The 15,800-nt window shown below is 69.8% G+C and carries 15 protein-coding genes; 11 read left to right on the top strand and 4 right to left on the bottom strand.

Features of this window, described 5'->3' with window-relative positions:
- Positions 1-9 precede the first annotated feature (9 nt).
- The 5 genes from CCO03_RS20715 to CCO03_RS05610 all read left to right on the top strand — a co-directional run bounded on the left by CCO03_RS20715 (position 10) and on the right by CCO03_RS05610 (position 3,745).
- Positions 10-543, top strand: coding sequence for a DoxX-like family protein (locus CCO03_RS20715; RefSeq protein ID WP_087278370.1), 534 nt, complete (start codon positions 10-12; stop codon positions 541-543).
- A 226-nt stretch (positions 544-769) separates the two neighbouring features.
- Positions 770-1,249, top strand: coding sequence for a DUF2269 family protein (locus tag CCO03_RS05625; protein ID WP_087278367.1), 480 nt, complete (start codon positions 770-772; stop codon positions 1,247-1,249).
- A gap of 166 nt (positions 1,250-1,415) precedes the next feature.
- Positions 1,416-2,576 carry an SRPBCC family protein gene (locus CCO03_RS05620; protein WP_087278364.1) on the top strand — a complete coding sequence of 387 codons (1,161 nt, stop codon included), beginning with the start codon at positions 1,416-1,418 and terminating at the stop codon, positions 2,574-2,576.
- 98 nt (positions 2,577-2,674) lie between these two features.
- Complete coding sequence (locus CCO03_RS05615) at positions 2,675-2,992, top strand: ubiquitin-like protein (RefSeq protein WP_087278360.1); 318 nt, start codon at positions 2,675-2,677, stop codon at positions 2,990-2,992.
- Positions 2,993-3,403: 411 nt separating this feature from the next.
- Complete coding sequence (locus CCO03_RS05610) at positions 3,404-3,745, top strand: YfgJ family double zinc ribbon protein (RefSeq protein ID WP_087278355.1); 342 nt, start codon at positions 3,404-3,406, stop codon at positions 3,743-3,745.
- 297 nt (positions 3,746-4,042) lie between these two features.
- On the opposite strand, the gene CCO03_RS05605 is transcribed toward CCO03_RS05610, so the two are convergent.
- A complete protein-coding gene (locus CCO03_RS05605) occupies positions 4,043-4,669 on the bottom strand; it encodes a hypothetical protein (protein WP_157667518.1) in 627 nt (208 codons plus the stop codon).
- 552 nt (positions 4,670-5,221) lie between these two features.
- Positions 5,222-6,787, bottom strand: coding sequence for a nucleotide sugar dehydrogenase (locus CCO03_RS20290; protein ID WP_087278349.1), 1,566 nt, complete (start codon positions 6,785-6,787; stop codon positions 5,222-5,224).
- Positions 6,788-7,249: 462 nt separating this feature from the next.
- Here CCO03_RS20290 and CCO03_RS05595 point away from each other — a divergent pair, with 462 nt between their 5' ends.
- The gene (locus CCO03_RS05595) at positions 7,250-7,909 is read left to right on the top strand and encodes a hypothetical protein (RefSeq protein WP_157667517.1); all 660 of its coding nucleotides are present in this window, start codon (positions 7,250-7,252) and stop codon (positions 7,907-7,909) included.
- A gap of 21 nt (positions 7,910-7,930) precedes the next feature.
- Here CCO03_RS05595 and CCO03_RS05590 read toward each other — a convergent pair whose 3' ends face one another.
- Positions 7,931-8,593, bottom strand: a complete 663-nt coding sequence (locus CCO03_RS05590; protein ID WP_087278344.1) for a LysE family transporter — start codon at positions 8,591-8,593, stop codon at positions 7,931-7,933.
- 339 nt (positions 8,594-8,932) lie between these two features.
- The gene (locus tag CCO03_RS05585; protein ID WP_087278341.1) at positions 8,933-9,334 is read right to left on the bottom strand and encodes a GFA family protein; all 402 of its coding nucleotides are present in this window, start codon (positions 9,332-9,334) and stop codon (positions 8,933-8,935) included.
- Between the two features lie 206 nt (positions 9,335-9,540).
- Between CCO03_RS05585 and lysS the strand changes: the two genes are divergently transcribed.
- From lysS to CCO03_RS05560, 5 genes are all read left to right on the top strand, one after another.
- Positions 9,541-11,082 (top strand): lysine--tRNA ligase, encoded by a 1,542-nt coding sequence (gene lysS, locus CCO03_RS05580; RefSeq protein ID WP_087278338.1) that lies wholly within the window; start codon positions 9,541-9,543, stop codon positions 11,080-11,082.
- A gap of 53 nt (positions 11,083-11,135) precedes the next feature.
- A complete protein-coding gene (locus CCO03_RS05575) occupies positions 11,136-11,717 on the top strand; it encodes a hypothetical protein (protein ID WP_157667516.1) in 582 nt (193 codons plus the stop codon).
- A gap of 155 nt (positions 11,718-11,872) precedes the next feature.
- Positions 11,873-12,865, top strand: a complete 993-nt coding sequence (locus CCO03_RS05570) for a hypothetical protein (protein ID WP_087278330.1) — start codon at positions 11,873-11,875, stop codon at positions 12,863-12,865.
- Positions 12,855-14,624, top strand: coding sequence for a single-stranded-DNA-specific exonuclease RecJ (gene recJ, locus CCO03_RS05565; protein ID WP_087278327.1), 1,770 nt, complete (start codon positions 12,855-12,857; stop codon positions 14,622-14,624). The genes CCO03_RS05570 and recJ overlap by 11 nt, the downstream gene beginning before the upstream one ends.
- Positions 14,625-14,920: 296 nt before the next feature.
- Positions 14,921-15,694 carry a ferredoxin--NADP reductase gene (locus tag CCO03_RS05560; RefSeq protein ID WP_087278324.1) on the top strand — a complete coding sequence of 258 codons (774 nt, stop codon included), beginning with the start codon at positions 14,921-14,923 and terminating at the stop codon, positions 15,692-15,694.
- Positions 15,695-15,800 lie beyond the last annotated feature (106 nt).

Genomic DNA, 15,800 nt, shown 5'->3' with positions numbered 1-15,800 from the left:
AAGCCCGCCATGCCCCAAGTCCGTCCGTCCACTGCCGCCCACCACACCGCCCACGCGGCGGACCTGCGCCCAGGCTGGCGCGCCCTGCGGGCCAGCCTGGTGCTGGTGTGGTGGTGGACCGCAGCCGTCAGCCTGTGGGGGTTTCATGGCATCAGCGTTGACCTGCTATCGGGTTTGGGCCAATACCCGCTGTGGATCAGCCACACCTTGATCGCAGGCGGCGCTGCCGTGGACCTGGCCATCGGCCTGTGGCTGGGGTGGCGGCCCAGCCGCGCCGCCTATGCCAGCGCCGGCCTGGCCATGGCCGCGATGACGCTGCTGGCCACCGTGCTGCAGCCCGCGTTGTGGCTGCACCCGCTGGGGCCGCTGCTGAAGAACCTGCCCCTGGCCGCCGCACTGTACCTGCTCTGGCTGCACGCCGGCGGCCACCATGCGCCGACCACGGCGGTCGATGCCGATGCCGATGCCGATGCAGATGTCAATGCCGCAGCCGGCCCCGCAAGCGCCGCGGCACACACGGCCGCGACACGGAGGTCCGCATGACCGGCCGCCGGACACCCAGGCCACGCCCACCTGATCGTGCGCCTGACGCCGTCCAGCCCGCTGCGGCTGAGTCGTGCCCCGCGCCCCGTACGGCAAGAAGATCGGCTACGCGCCCATCGACACCGGAGCCTGTTCATGCCCCTGGGACCGCGCCCCCCTGGCTGGTCAACGCCTTGTGAACCATCACGCCGCGTCTTGTCTCCGCCCCCGCACCTGAAAGCCCGCCATGACCACTTACCTGCTGCTCAAAACCCTGCACATCCTGTCCAGCGTGCTGCTGGTCGGCACGGGCTTCGGCTCGGCCTTCTACCTGTTCTTCGCCAACCGCAGCCACAGCGTGGCGGCCCAGGCCACGGTGGCGCGGCTGGTGGTGCGCGCCGACACGTGGTTCACCGCGCCCGCCGGCGTGGTGCAGCTGGCGTCCGGCGTGGCCTTGGCCCATTGGGCGGGATGGCCGCTGAGCACCCCGTGGCTGACGCTGGCGCTGGCCCTGTACGCCGTGGCCGGCCTGTGCTGGTTGCCCGTGGTGGTCATGCAGATCGAGATGCAGCGCATCGCCGCGCTGGCGGTCATCGACGGCCGCGGCGAGTTGCCGCCCCGCTACTGGCAACTCGCCCGCCGCTGGGAAGCCCTGGGCTACCCCGCTTTCGTCGCCATGCTGGCCATCTACGGGTTGATGGTGATGAAGCCCACGTTGTGGGGCTGACCGTGCGCGCCATGCTGGCCACGCCTTGCCGACCGGGCCTTGCTCGCCGCGCGAAGAACACCATGCCGCACCGCAGCCAGCCGATGCCGCCTCACACCACGTCCACCGCCAGCCTGCATGAGGGCGGGCATCCTCCTTCCACACCCACTGGGACGCACCGCACACCATGACCATCCCCACACGCCCCCACGACGCCACGCCGTCCACCCCCACCGTGCCGGTTGTGACGAGCCCTGCCCTGGCGGCCGATGCGGCCGCCCCACCGTCACCGCGCGGCGATGCAGCCCTGGCGCCCGACTGGCCTTTCGCCGCCTGGTGGCCGCCGCTGATCGGCGCCTTGATCGGCCTGGCGCTGCGGCTGGCCTTTTTTGGGGAACCCGGCGATGCCTTCTCGGCCATGCTGGCCGCCTGCATCTACGGTGCGCCCATCGTCTGCGGCGCCGCCACCGTCTACCTGGCCGAGCGCCAGCGTCGCCGCAGCTGGCTGTTCTACGTGTTCGCCCCCATGGGCGCCACGGCGCTGATGGTGCTGGGCAGCATGGCCATCCTCATCGAGGGCCTGGTGTGCGCCGTCTTCATCGTGCCGCTGTTTGCCCTGCTGGGCGCGGTGGCCGGTCTGGTGATGGGCGTCATCTGCCGCCTGACCCACTGGCCCCGGCATGCGCTGGGTTGCGTCATCGCCCTGCCGCTGCTGCTGGGTGGCGTGGAGCACCGCCTGCCGCTGCCCGACACCTATGCCCAGGCCGAGCAGAGCGTGTGGATCGCGGCGCCGCCCGCCCGCATCTGGCACGACATCTTCCACATCCAGGACATCGGTCCCGACGAAGGCGGCACCGCCCTGGCCTGGCTGGCCGGTGTGCCGCGCCCGCTCGGCGTGGTCACCACGGGCACTGACCAGCCCGTGCGCGAGGTGCAGTGGCACCAAGGCATCCGCTTCAAGGAGTACATCACCGACCTGCGCGAGAACGAGCACGTGCACTGGCGCTTCGACTTCCAGCCCGGCGACATCCCGCAGGGCGCGCTGGACGACCACGTCACCATCGGCGGCGACTACTTCGACATGCTGGACGCCGGCTACCGGCTCACGCCAGAAGCCGGGGGCACGCGCCTGACGCTGAGCATCCGCTGGCGTGTGAGCACGCGCTTCAACTGGTACGCCACGCCGCTGTCGCGCTTGCTGACCAACGACTTCGCGCAGCATGTGCTCGCAATCTACAAGGCACGCGCCGAAGCAGACCCTGCGTCAGCTCCGGCTGGGTCCCCCGCGTCGGTCCCGGCCACGGGGACAAACACCCTGGCCGCCGCCGTGTCCCCAGCCAGGCCCTGAACCGATGCACCCGGACCTTGGACTGCGCGGCGCGCACGTCGCCTGCCCCCAGGGGAGCATGCTAGGCTGCGACGTCGCCCCGAACTCCTCCCAACCCGATGCAGATCTTCATCGCTTTGCCAAACGGCACCACGATCACGCTGGACGTCGAAGGCAGCGATGCCATCCAGCAGGTCAAGCAAAAAATCGAGGACCAGACAGGCATCGCCGCCGATCAGCAGCTGCTGAGCTTCGCGGGGCGGGCGCTGCTGGATGGACGCACCCTGGCGGACTACAACATTCAGCGTGACAGCACCTTGACGCTGCGCCTGGTCACGGTGGCGCCGGTGCCGTCGCTCCAAGGTCCTGGCATGCTGGCGACAGCGATGTTGCTGGGGCTGGCTGCGGTGCTCAGGCGCAGACGGCGGCTGCGCTGAGCCGCCCGGTGCGCCTCGGTGCCTCAACGCCAGCGTGTTCAGTGCGGCGCAGCCCGTCAGGATGGGGATGAACCGGTCCAGCGGCGCAGTCGCCACGGCCGCTGCCAGCCTGCGTCTGGCGACAGGGACCCAATCCGCTTGGCACAATGCGGTCCCTTTGCTCGGCCCATCTTGGCCAGGACCACACCCATTCGACCCTGCCCACGGGCGCACCCGCCAGCCAGCACCCCAGCGGCTTGCGGGGTCACGCCAATGCGCTGCGGCACACCATCCTCGATGCATGGCGCTTGGCGGGTCTGGGCGACTCAGCCGTCACGTCCCCGACACCGACATGCGCTTGCCGGGCACCGGCGCCGCAGCCCCACGTCGGGCGCCCTCACCTGCCGGCCGTCCTTCGGCCGCTCTGACACCATGACCGACCCCACCCCTTCCCTTGGCCCGGCCAACACCTGCCCGGCCTGCCAGGCCCACATCGGCTGGCGCGGCCTGACCGCCAAAGCCACGCATCACCAGGGCAAGGCACGCACTCAGCGCTGCTGCCCGCACTGCCAAACCCCGCTGCGCATCGTGCGACGCGGCGGACGTGTGGCGCAGTTCGGCCTCGCCGGCATCGCCTGGGTCTGCCTGATGGTCGCCGGCGCCCAGGGCCAATCGGCCACCAGCGCCCTGGCCTGGCTGGGCTACCTCGGCGTGCTGGCCGCCGTGGTCCTGCAGTGGGCTTCGCCCCGCTGGTACGCCCACGCCCCCCTGTGATGGCCGCTTGGCACAGTCACTCCTTGAAAAGCAGTATCAGCCCTTTGCCGATCACCAAGCAACGGCGCTGATTGCATACTGCACAATCCCAAAACCCTCACCTTGGGCTGTGCACCACGCTGGCGATCTCCCCACGGGTTCGATCACGGTCCGGCGAGAGGTCCATCGGCGTCAAGCCGGTCCAACGTCAACTTCCCCCGAGTGGGCATGAGCCTCTGCAGCCCACCGGCAGGCGTCGCTTGACCGATTCCCGTCACCGTGCCGGCGCGCCCGGCAACGACAGCCGCTGCACGCGCCTCACGCGAACTCGGCCTGCAGGCGCGCCAGCGGCAAGGCGCCGCGCACCACGTGCAGGGCCTCGCCCTTGAGGCCCACGCTCTGAGGCACGGCGCGCGAGCTGCCAGGTAAGCCCTCCATGGCTTTGAGGTTCGCGTCCAGCACCGCGCCCAGCGCGGCGTCGACGGGCGCAGGCGCCGTGGGCCGACGCTGCATGTGGGCCTGCAGCCAGGCCTGGGGCTCGGGGCTGGAGAGCAAGGCCAGCGCCTCGTCGCGGCTGGCCGGCGCCAGGATGGCCACCGGCACCCACAGCGTCTGCCAGCTCGCCATCGCCGGCTGCAGGTTGTGCCAGAGCTGGGTGCAGAACCCGCAACGGGTGTCGAAGAACACCAGCAGGCGCTGGCCCGGCGTGCTGCCGGCGCCACCAGACGCGCCCTGGGGCACACCGCGCACCTGGGACCACAGGCGGTCGAAGTCTTCGGCCGTGCGTGCCCCGCACGCGCTCAAGGCGGCGCCGGCCAGGCCGGCGCCCAGCCACGGGGCGAGCACACGCGCCCCCGTCAGGCTCAGGGCCAGGCCTGCTTGGCGGCGCGTGCAGCGGGCAGGCGATTCGGGGTCAGGCGCAGCAAGGCGGGTGGGCTCGGTCATGGCGGTGCAGCAGGCGGCAAAGGTGCTGAGCATAGCGCCATGGCGTCGGTTGCATCGCGCTGGGGTATGCGCCTGTTTCCGATTTGGATGAATCGCCCATCGATGCATACCTCTTTGCTGATGCAACGCTAAGGGGCTGTTGGCGGTTGTGCGTCCAGGCCAGCGCGCTGCACCGCGTGCAGTCCCGGCAGCGTCGGCACCGACCGGCCACGCGCTGAACGGCCAACGCGGCACGGCGACACCGTCGCCACAGCCACAGCATGGTGGACTGGCGAAGGGGCATGCGCCTGCTGCGGCAGCCCGCGCCCTCCGCGGGTTGAGGCCGGCATCCAACGCCGCCGGCCTGCGGCAGAAGCCGGCCGGCCCTCCAGGGCCACGGGCAGCAGGCGCACGGTGCGCGGTTCAGGCAGCTCGGCCGGCCGTACCCAGCCAGCAGAGGCGGCGGTGCTGGGCGTGCGGTTGAACGGGCGGGAGCAATCCCGCCATCGGTCGCCCCAAAGCCTTGCAGGACGGCGCATGCCAGGACCAGCCCCCCGCCGGCCTGCCCTGCGCTCAGAGGCGAAACACGCTGAACCCGAGCGCCGCCAGCGCATGGCGGTCGTACAGGCTTTTCACATCGGCCAGCACGGGCTGCGGGCCCCGCACCAGCGCCTTGAGCTGCGCCGGCGTCAGGGCGCGGTAGGCGCTGTGGCCCACGGCCACGACGAGCACATCCACGGGGTGGTCGGCGTCGATGGCCTGCAGCGGGATGCCGTAGGCGGCCTGCACCTCGGCCGGGTCGGCCACGGGGTCGCTGACCACCACCTGCATGCCCCAGCCCTCGAACTCGCGCACCATGTCCACGACCTTGCTGTTGCGCACGTCGGGGCAGTTCTCCTTGAAGGTGATGCCCAGCACGCCCACGCGGCAGCGCGGGGCGTCCAGGCCGCCCTGCAGCATCAGCCGGATGACGTTGCGCGCCACGTAGCGCGCCATGTTGTCGTTGATGCGCCGGCCGGCCAGGATCACCTGCGGGTTGTAGCCCACGGCCTGCGCCTTGTGCGTGAGGTAGTACGGGTCAACGCCGATGCAGTGCCCGCCCACCAGTCCCGGCTTGAACGGCAGGAAGTTCCATTTGCTGCCCGCCGCCTCCAGTACCTCCAGCGTGTCCAATTCCAGGCGGGCGAACAGCACCGACAGCTCGTTGACGAACGCGATGTTCAGGTCGCGCTGCGTGTTTTCGATGACCTTGGCCGCCTCGGCCACGCGGATGGAGCTGGCCCGGTAGGTGCCGGCCGTGACGATGCTGGCGTACAGCTGGTCCACATACGCCGCGGCCGCCGGGGTCGAGCCGCTCGTGATCTTGGTGATGGTCTCCAGCGTGTTGACCTTGTCCCCGGGGTTGATGCGTTCGGGGGAGTAGCCGCAGTGGAAGAACTGGCCCCCACGCTCCCCGGCGCACGCGCCTGGTCCGCTGCCCCCCAAGGGGGCTGGCTTTGCTCGGGGCGGCCCTTCGCTGCAGCCTTGGCCCCCACGCTCCCCGGCGCTCGCGTCTGGTCCGCTGCCTCCCAGGGGGACTGGCTTTGCTCGGGACGGCCCTTCGCTGCAACCTTGGCCCTCGCCCTGCTCGGCGCATGCGTCTGGCGCGTTGCCGATGGCGGGGTCGGCAGGTCCGGGCGGGCACGCGCCGTCGCAGAGGTACCGCAGGCCGCTGACCTGCTCGAGGATGGGCACGCACACCTCTTCGGTTGCGCCGGGGTACACGGTGGACTCGTAGATCACCACGTCGCCGGCCTTGAGCACGCGACCCACCGTGGCGCTGGCGCTTTCCAGCGGCCTCAGGTCGGGCTGCAGCGCCTCGTCCACGGGCGTGGGCACGGTCACGATGAAGGTGCGGCAGGCGGCCAGATCGGCCACGTCGCTGGTGAAGCGCAACTGGGTGGCCGCGGCCAGTTGCGCCGGCGTGGTTTCCTGCGTGGCGTCCTCACCGGCGTTCAACTGGGCGATGCGGTCGGTGTTGATGTCGAAGCCGATCACGGGCCGCTGTTTGCCGAAGGCCACCGCCAGCGGCAGGCCCACATAGCCCAGACCGATGATGGCCACGGGGGAGGATTGCAGGAGGTCGGAATTCAGGCTCATCGGGTGCTTTCAACGGGGCCGGGCCACCGGCTGCAGACGGCCACACGGCAGGGGCGTGCCGAGTATTCCACAGCTGCCGTCCCGAGTTCATCGGCCGCAGGTTCATACCCATCCGCCCCGAGAGCACGCGGTCGCGTCGGGACCCCCTGCGTTCACCCGACGCGCCCATCCGTGGCCAGACCGGCATCCCGCGCCCGGTCCGCCGCTCGGCTGGCGCGACCTCCTGCGTCCGCTGCGCGGGGGTGACGCAATGCTCCACCGGAGTCACCGAATCGCCGAGCTCCCTGCCCGTCAGGCAGCTGTGCTCGCCAGACCTTGCCGCCTGAGCCGCGTTTGGCCTGGCCCGACCCGCATGGCGCCGCGCCGCCTTGAGCCATTCAATCCATTCCAGATTTCATCGAAACACAACCGTGAAAATTGGCTTGAAATGGAATAATGATGTTTTCCACCCAGGAGGAGTTCATGAAACGATTGACCACGCTCGCATTGCTGGCCGGCTGCATCACCACGGGCGCGTGGGCACAGGCGGTCTACACCTACACCTCGCCCGCCTACACCTCGGCCACCGGCGACTTCACCACCGCCATGCAGCTCACGGGCAGCATCACGTCGGCCACCGCCCTGCCGCCCAACCTGAATGAAGAACCCGTGGGCCCCGGCACCAGCTACCCGGTCACCTGGTCGTTCAGCGATGGCGTGCGCACCTTCAACAACAGCAACTCGGCCAATGTCTTCGGAGCACCCGGCGATTTCTGGGTCAGCACCGACGCCAGCGGCACCCTGACCGCGGCACAGGTCTACCTGATGTCGCCCGGCCCCGCGCACACGGTGAACCAGCCCATCCACCTCATGCTGGCCGGATCCCTGACCACCTGGGTGCGGGACAACATGGTCTGCACAACGGTCATCGGCTCGCAGTGCACCGGCACGGGCGTCACGCCCACCACGGGCTACGCCACGCCGGGTGACAGCGTCGTCGGCACCTGGTCGCAAACCATCACGCCAGTGACCGCCGCGCCCAAGGCCGTGCCAACGCTGGCGTGGCCAGCCCTGGCACTGCTGACCACGCTGGTCGCAGGCGCGGCGGGCTACCGTCGCAAGGCTGTGGCCGCGCGCGCCTGAGCGCGCCTCACCGGTGCGTCCTCACGTGCCGGCCTTGGCCGGCACCAACACGGTCTGCACGATGCGCGTGCCCATGCCACCCAGCACCAGGCCGGTGAGCTTGTCCAGCACAAACGCCATCCGTGCAAAGCGGCGCCGCACCACCGGCTTGGCCAGCAGCAGCACGATGGCGGCGTCCCAGGCCAGTACCACGGCCGTCATCCAGACCCCCAACCCCAGTTGCACGCCCAGGCCCACACCGGGCGTGAGCACGACGGTGAACAGGCTCAGGTAGAACAGCAGGTTCTTGGGGTTGAGCAGGGCCGAGGCCAGGCCAGCGGCCCAGGCGCGCACGAAGGCGCCGCGCTCGGCTTGCACCGGCACGCTGTCGGACTGGGCCAGCGCCGCGTAGTCGGCCCGGCGCGCACGCAAGGCCTTCCAGCCCAGCCACATCAGGAACAGCCCGCCAGCCAGCTTGAGCCCGATCATCAAGGGCACCGAGCGGCTGAGCAAAGCACCTACGCCCACCAGGCACAAGCCGATGTAGACCGCATTGCCCATCGCAATGCCCAGGGCCGCACCCAGGCCCACACGGGCCGAGTGCCGCAGGCTGGTTTTGACGAGGAGGAAGAAATCAGGTCCCGGGCTCAGCAAAGCCAGGAAATGCGCCAGCGCGATCGGGACGAAGAGGTGAAGCCAATCCATGGCGGCGGATTGTCCCCGAAGCGGGCCACCATCGGGCTGGTGCACCCTCCCCGACTCAGCCGCATTGACCGCGGAGGAGTGCCCTGCCCCGTTGAGGCTTGGTGTGCACGGCTGCATGAGGCAGCTCCGCAGGTGACGCCCGGCCCGGAGGGCGCCGACCCTGTTCACGACTGCGTGGGCAGTTCAGACCTGCATCCGCGTGCCTGCGGTGGACGTGGTCGATCAAGCCAAAGGCGGTGATGGAGCGGGTGCCTGGTCTGCTCGGGCTCACTGCCGCACAGGCAGCTCAGAAACAGGCACCGCGTGAGCGGGACCTGCGCCTGCCCCAGGCCTGCGCCCTCAGACCGGCCTCGGCCCCTCATGGCGGGGCGCGTCATCGCCGATGTGGAACCAGCACACCTGCTCGCGCGTGAACGCGTGGCCGTCCACCGGCGCGGCCAGGGGGCCGTCGATCAGGCCCACGCGCAGCCGCACGGTCTGCGGCGCATCCAGCCGCTCGCTGTAGACGGGCGAGCCGCAATCGCGACAAAACACGCGCCGCTTGCCCGGGCTGGCGGAGTAGCTCGCCAGCTGGTCGGCGCCCCGCACCAGCCGCAGCGCGTCACGCGGCACGGGCGCCACGGCCACAAAGGCCCCGCCCTGCGCCTTCTGGCATTCGCGGCAATGGCACAGCTGCACGGCGTCGATGGCGGCGTCGATCTCCAGGGCAATGGCGCCACACAGGCACGATGCGGTGTACATGGGCTGATCCTGAACGTGGGCCGCGCGGCCCCGCGGCGAAAAGGGATGCACCGGTCGGCGCCAGCCAGCGATGCGGGGTCATCCGGCGCAGCAAATGCCTGAGCCACGTGCCCCAAGGCGGGCGCCTAAAATCGCGGGTTTTGCGCCCACGGCGCGCCTCTCCATTGTGCGCTGGCCTCTGGCCCGCCTCTTCGCACCACGGCACCATGACCGACACCACCCCCGCACCCGCCCCTGCACCCGAGCAGGACGACAACCGCCTGATCGCCGAGCGCCGCGACAAACTCAAGGCCATCCGCGAGGTGCAAGCCGCTGGCGGCCAGGTCGCCTTCCCCAACGATTTCAAGCCTGACCACCGCGCCGCCGCGCTGATCGCGGCCCACGGCGAGACCGAAGCCGAGGCGCTGGAGGCGCAGGCCGTCACCGTCAGCGTGGCCGGCCGCCTGATGCTCAAGCGCGTGATGGGCAAGGCCAGCTTCGCCACCGTGCAGGACGCCACGGGCCGCATCCAGCTCTACGTCACGCGCGATGCCGTGGGCGAAGACGTCTACGCCGACTTCAAGAAGTGGGACCTGGGCGACATCCTGGGCGCCAAGGGCACGCTGATGAAAACCAAGACCGGCGAGCTGTCGATCAAGGTGACCCGCATCCGCCTGCTGACCAAGAGCCTGCGCCCGCTGCCCGACAAGTTCCACGGCATGCAGGACCAGGAGACCAAGTACCGTCAGCGCTACGTCGACCTCATCATGGATGGCGACGCGCGCGCACGCTTCACGGCCCGCAGCCGCACGCTCTCGGCCCTGCGCGAGTTCATGACCGCGCACGACTTCCTCGAAGTCGAGACGCCCATGCTGCACCCCATCCCGGGCGGCGCCAACGCCAAGCCCTTCATCACGCACCACAACGCGCTCGAGCAGGACATGTACCTGCGCATCGCGCCCGAGCTGTACCTCAAGCGCCTGATCGTGGGCGGCTTCGAGCGCGTGTTCGAAATCAACCGCAGCTTCCGCAACGAAGGCATCAGCGTTCGGCACAATCCCGAATTCACCATGATGGAGTTCTACGCGGCCTACTGGAACTACCAGGACCTGATGGACTACACCGAACAGCTGATGCGCGACCTGGCCCAGAAGACCACGGGCAGCCAGCAGCTGAGCTACGCCGGCAAGCCGGTGGACCTCGCCCAGCCCTTCAAGCGCATGACCATCCGCGAAGCCATCGCGGCCCACACCGAGGCCGGCGCCGGTGCCGACGACCGCGACTGGCTCATCGCAGCCCTGCGCAAGCTCGGCCTGACGGAAGAGAAGGACCGGCTGTCCACGCGCAGCTTGCCCTCGCTGCAGGTCATGTACTTCGAGGAAGAAGTCGAAGCCAAGCTGTGGGAACCCACCTTCATCATGGAGCACCCGACCGAGATCAGCCCGCTGGCCCGCGCCAACGACGCGCGCCCCGAGGTGACCGAGCGTTTCGAGCTCTACATGACCGGCCGCGAAATGGCCAACGGCTTCTCCGAGCTGAACGACGCCGAAGACCAGGCCGCGCGCTTCCAGGCGCAGGTCAATGCCAAGGACAGTGGCGACGACGAAGCCATGTTCTACGACGCCGACTTCGTGCGCGCGCTGGAATACGGCATGCCCCCCACCGGTGGCTGCGGCATCGGCATCGACCGTTTCATGATGCTGCTGACCGACAGCGCCAGCATCCGCGACGTGATCCTGTTCCCGGCGCTGCGGCATACGGGTGATTGAGGCACCTAATGGGCAGTATGCATGATTTCTCGTTTCATTCAAAACGCCAATCCATGCATACCCCATCACGCCAACATTCAGCCAGCCTGCGACGCGGATTGGCCTGGCTGGCCTGCACGGTGGTCTGGCTGGCCAGCCTGCCGGCGGATGCCGTCGAGCCCACCCGGGCCGACCCGCCGATCAACGTCACGCCCGCCGCCGAGCTTCGGGCCGCCGATGCGCGGCGCCAGCGCGCCATGCCGGCGCCGGCTGCGTTGGCCACGCACCCGCTGGCCGACACGCGCTGGCACCACCAGGACGACGACGGCGACACCCAGGTGCTGCACTTCGCACCACAGGGCCGCCTCACCACATCCAACCCCAATGACATCACACCGGACAACGACCGCTGGTCGGCCGATGCCCAGGGCGTGGTTTTCAGCTTCAACGACGGCTACGCCCGCTACGAAGGCCGGCTGCAGGGCCACGACCGCCTGACCGGCACCGCCCTCAACCGCCAGGGCCGACGCTGGTCGTGGTCGGCCACGCGCCTGGCCGCACCCTCGGCCGCCGCCGTGTTGGCGCCGTCAACGGATCCCGCGCCGGTGCCCAAGCCCGTGCCGGCGCCAGGGGCAACACCGGCACCCGCACGCTGACGAGTCAGGCGCCGTCTGCACGGGCGGCCGACGCCCGCTCCCTGGGCCACTGGGCCACTGGGCCACTGGGCCACTGGGCACGACAACTCCCATGCCCCACCCGGCGCAAGGCCCGCCCACCTCGACAGCCTCCGTCCTCCACGACAATCGCCGCCATGGTTCACCACGTTCTGCTCGACGGCGCCGACTGCTTTGCGCCCGACGCGATTCCCCCGCTGCCCCGGCTGCAACGCGCCCTGCAAGGCTGGCAGGCCCTGCCGCCGGCCACGCAGGATGCGCACGCCCCCACCACCCCGGCCGAAGTCCTGCAGGCCACCCTGCTGCAGCTGCCCGGCGACCCCGCCCAGCCGCCGCTGGCCGCCCTGTCGCGCGGCTTGGCCGGCGTGGGCTGCGCCTGGTTCACGCCCTGCCACGTGCAGCTGAACATGGACCACGCCGAGCTGAACGACCCGGCGCAGCTGCAGCTGTCGGACGACGAATCGCGCGCGCTGCTGGCCACGCTGGCGCCGCTGTTCGCCGAAGACGGCATCGCCCTCTGCTACGAGTCGCCACTGCGCTGGTTCGCCCAGGGCGATGCGCTGCGCCATGCCGCCTGGGTGAGCCTGGCCCAGGGCACGCGCCACACGCTGCGCGCCGACCTGCTGGCGCCGCGCAACGCCGCGCAGGACGCCGCCGACCGCCGCCTGCTGCAGCGGCTGAACCACGAGGTGCAGATGCTGCTCTACACCCACCCGGTCACCGACGCCCGGGCCGCGCGCCGCCTCCCTGCCGTCAACGCCGTCTGGCTGCATGGTGCCGGCATGCTGAGCAGTTTGCCCCCCTCTCCGTCCAACCTGCAAAGCCTCCCCATCGATACCCGCCTGTTGCAAGCCGCTGCCGATGGCCAGGCCGCCTGGGCCCAGGCCTGGCTGACGCTCGATGACGAGCTGCCCGAGCAACTGGCCGCCCTGCAGGCCGCGGCAGGCAGCATGCCCACCGCCCAGCCCCCCAGCCTCGGCTTCTGCGGCGCCACGCAGGCCCTGCGCCTGGTGCCCGCCGCCACCGGCCTGGGCCCGCGCCTGGCCCGCTGGCTCAAGCCCCTGCGCGTGGCGCAGCTGTTGGCCCCGCTCTCGGCCGATCACCCCACCGGAGGCGGCCATGCGCTTTGAACCCCGCGACGCGCCACCCCGCGCCACCTGGGCCCTCACCCAGGCCGGCCTGCACCCCTTGCTGGCCCAGCTCTATGCCGCGCGCGGCGTGCAGGCGGCCGACCTCGACGACAAGCTGACCCGGCTGCTGCCGCCCGACACCCTCCAAGGCACCCGCGAGGCCGCGCGCCTGCTGGCCGACGCCATCGCCGCCGACCAGCGCCTGGTCATCGTGGCCGACTACGACTGCGACGGTGCCACCGCCTGCGCCGTGGCCCTGCGCGGCCTGCGCATGCTGGGCGCGCGGCAGGTCGACTTCGTCGTGCCCGACCGCGTCGTCGACGGCTACGGGCTGACGCCCGCGATTGCCGACCGCGTCAAGGCCAAGGGGGCTGACCTGCTCATCACCGTGGACAACGGCATCGCCAGCGCCGACGGCGTGGCCCACGCGCAGGCGCTGGGCCTGCAAGTGCTGGTCACCGACCACCACCTGCCCGGCCCCGAGCTGCCCGCGGCCGAGGTCATCGTCAACCCCAACCAGCCTGGCTGCACCTTTGCCAGCAAACACCTGGCGGGCGTGGGCGTGATGTTCTACGTGCTGATGGCCTTGCGTGCCGAGCTGCGCGCGCGGGGCGTGTTCACCGGCGCAGCCGATTCCCAGGCGGTATCCGGCCAGTTGCTTTCTCCCTTGAACGGCAGCCTGGCCATACCCCAACCCAAGCTGGACGCCCTGCTGCCGCTGGTCGCGCTGGGCACCGTGGCCGACGTGGTCAGGCTGGACGCCAACAACCGCCGCCTCGTCGCCCAGGGGCTCAAGCGCATCCGCGCCGGCCACATGCCGCCCGGCCTGGCGGCGCTGTTCCAGGTGGCCGGGCGCGAGGCCTGGCGCGCCAGCACCTTCGATTTCGGCTTTGCGCTGGGGCCGCGCATCAACGCCGCCGGCCGGCTGTCGGACATGACGCTGGGCATCACGCTGCTGAGCACCGACGACCCCCAGCAGGCGCACGAGCTGGCCACCAAACTGGACGCGATCAACCGTGAGCGACGCGTCATCGAGGCCGACATGCGCGAGCAGGCCGAGGCCGCCGCCGCCGCGCTGTTCGACCCCGAAGAAGCGCCGCCGCCTGCGGTGACCGTGTTCGACCCCGACTTCCACGAAGGCGTGATCGGCATCGTCGCCTCGCGCCTCAAGGAACAGCTGCACCGCCCCTGCTTCGTGTTCGCGCCCAGCGGCGCACCCGGGCACGAACACGAGCTCAAGGGCTCGGGCCGCTCCATCGAGGGCTTTCACCTGCGCGACGCGCTGGACCTGGTCGCCAAGCGCGCGCCCGGCGTGCTCAAACGCTTTGGCGGCCACGCCATGGCCGCGGGCTGCACCATCGCCGAGGACCAGTACGACCGCTTCGAGCGCACCCTGGCCGAGATCGCCGCCGAGTGGCTGGACGACGCCACGCTGACGCGGCGCCTGGCCACCGACGGGCCGCTGCCGCCCGAGTTCCGGCAGGCCGACATCGCCGAGCTGCTCGACCAGGCCATCTGGGGCCAGGGCTTTGCCGCCCCGGTGTTCAGCGAAGCGCTGGAGCTGGTCAGCCAGCGCATCGTGGGCGAGCGGCACCTGGCGCTCAAGCTGCGCCACCAGGGCCAGGTCGTCGACGCCATCTGGTTCGGCCGGCAAGAGCCCGTGCCCGCCCAGGCCACGCTGGCCTACCGCCTGGAAAGCGACGACTGGAAAGGCCAGCGCCGCGTGCGCTTCGTGGTCCAGGGCATGGCCGACGCGTGAGCGCAGGCCGCGCGCAGCGCAGCTTTTCACCGACTTTGATTTTCTGATCAGTATCAAGCCATCACCGTTTCTCTTTAAACGGCAATCACCTCATACTGCCTTTTGATCGAGTACTGCTTCAGGCCCGCCCACCCATGCGCTGTGGCGTGGGCCTGTGGCCATCATGGGCATATTGATCTAACCCAAATGCATATCACTTTTGGGTAGACTCGCGCTTCTTGAATAACAACTCTCGGGGAAATCCCGCGGTGACGGCCCATCGCAGCCGCACCGAATCTGCACTTTTTGGAGCTTTCATGGCCGCATTCGATGAAGAGAAGGTGTTGTCCGTGCACCACTGGACCGACCGTCTGTTCAGCTTCACCACCACCCGCAGTCAAAGCCTGCGCTTTGCCAACGGCCACTTCACCATGATTGGTCTGCGGGTCAACAACAAGCCTTTGCTGCGCGCCTACTCCATCGCCAGCGCCAACTACGAAGAAGCGCTGGAATTCCTGTCGATCAAGGTGCCCGACGGCCCGCTGACGTCCAGGCTGCAGAACATCCAGGTGGGCGATTCGGTCATCGTCGGCCACAAGCCCACGGGCACGCTGCTGTGCGACTACCTGCGCCCTGGCAAGCGCCTGTACATGTTCGCCACCGGCACCGGCCTGGCCCCGTTCCTGTCCATCATCCGCGACCCGGAAAGCTACGAGAAGTTTGAAGAGCTGGTGCTGGTGCACGGCGTGCGCCAGGTCAACGAGCTGGCCTACCACGACCAGATCAACGACGAGTGGAAGCGCCATGAGTTCTTGGGCGAGCTGATCACCGAGCAGCTCAAGTACTACCCCACGGTCACGCGCGAGCCCTTCCGCAACGAAGGCCGCATCACCGACCTCATCACCACCGGCAAGCTGTTCACCGACCTGGGCGTGCCCGAGCTGAACCCCGAAGAAGACCGCGCCATGATCTGCGGCAGCCCGCAAATGCTGCGCGACCTGAAGATCCTGCTGGAAAACCGCGGCTTCCACGAAGGCAACACCCAGACCCCGGGCGACTTCGTCATCGAACGCGCGTTCGCCGACCAGTGACAGCCCAGCCGCAGCCTGGCGCTGCGGCACCGGCGGTGCCGCTTCGGTTGCCCGCGCAACCAGCGCCCTGAGCCAGAACCCTGCTCACGGGCAGAATCCCAGCAGC

Origin of the sequence: Comamonas serinivorans, assembly GCF_002158865.1 — a bacterium.
In the GTDB taxonomy this organism is placed as follows: Bacteria; Pseudomonadota; Gammaproteobacteria; order Burkholderiales; family Burkholderiaceae_C; genus Comamonas_E; species Comamonas_E serinivorans.
Note: the sequence above shows the minus strand (reverse complement) of the source record. Positions and strands in the feature narration are given on the sequence as shown.

Bases quoted from the DNA above. Each gene is read 5' to 3' on its own strand.
- CCO03_RS05595 (WP_157667517.1), top strand. From the start codon at position 7,250: ATGAAACGATTGACCACGCTCGCATTGCTGGCCGGCTGCATCACCACG.
- CCO03_RS05605 (WP_157667518.1), bottom strand. From the start codon at position 4,669: ATGACCGAGCCCACCCGCCTTGCTGCGCCTGACCCCGAATCGCCTGCC.
- CCO03_RS05620 (WP_087278364.1), top strand. From the start codon at position 1,416: ATGACCATCCCCACACGCCCCCACGACGCCACGCCGTCCACCCCCACC.
- CCO03_RS05585 (WP_087278341.1), bottom strand. From the start codon at position 9,334: ATGTACACCGCATCGTGCCTGTGTGGCGCCATTGCCCTGGAGATCGAC.
- CCO03_RS05615 (WP_087278360.1), top strand. From the start codon at position 2,675: ATGCAGATCTTCATCGCTTTGCCAAACGGCACCACGATCACGCTGGAC.
- CCO03_RS05560 (WP_087278324.1), top strand. From the start codon at position 14,921: ATGGCCGCATTCGATGAAGAGAAGGTGTTGTCCGTGCACCACTGGACC.
- CCO03_RS05575 (WP_157667516.1), top strand. From the start codon at position 11,136: ATGCATACCCCATCACGCCAACATTCAGCCAGCCTGCGACGCGGATTG.
- CCO03_RS20290 (WP_087278349.1), bottom strand. From the start codon at position 6,787: ATGAGCCTGAATTCCGACCTCCTGCAATCCTCCCCCGTGGCCATCATC.
- CCO03_RS05625 (WP_087278367.1), top strand. From the start codon at position 770: ATGACCACTTACCTGCTGCTCAAAACCCTGCACATCCTGTCCAGCGTG.
- CCO03_RS05570 (WP_087278330.1), top strand. From the start codon at position 11,873: ATGGTTCACCACGTTCTGCTCGACGGCGCCGACTGCTTTGCGCCCGAC.
- CCO03_RS05590 (WP_087278344.1), bottom strand. From the start codon at position 8,593: ATGGATTGGCTTCACCTCTTCGTCCCGATCGCGCTGGCGCATTTCCTG.
- CCO03_RS20715 (WP_087278370.1), top strand. From the start codon at position 10: ATGCCCCAAGTCCGTCCGTCCACTGCCGCCCACCACACCGCCCACGCG.
- recJ (WP_087278327.1), top strand. From the start codon at position 12,855: ATGCGCTTTGAACCCCGCGACGCGCCACCCCGCGCCACCTGGGCCCTC.
- lysS (WP_087278338.1), top strand. From the start codon at position 9,541: ATGACCGACACCACCCCCGCACCCGCCCCTGCACCCGAGCAGGACGAC.
- CCO03_RS05610 (WP_087278355.1), top strand. From the start codon at position 3,404: ATGACCGACCCCACCCCTTCCCTTGGCCCGGCCAACACCTGCCCGGCC.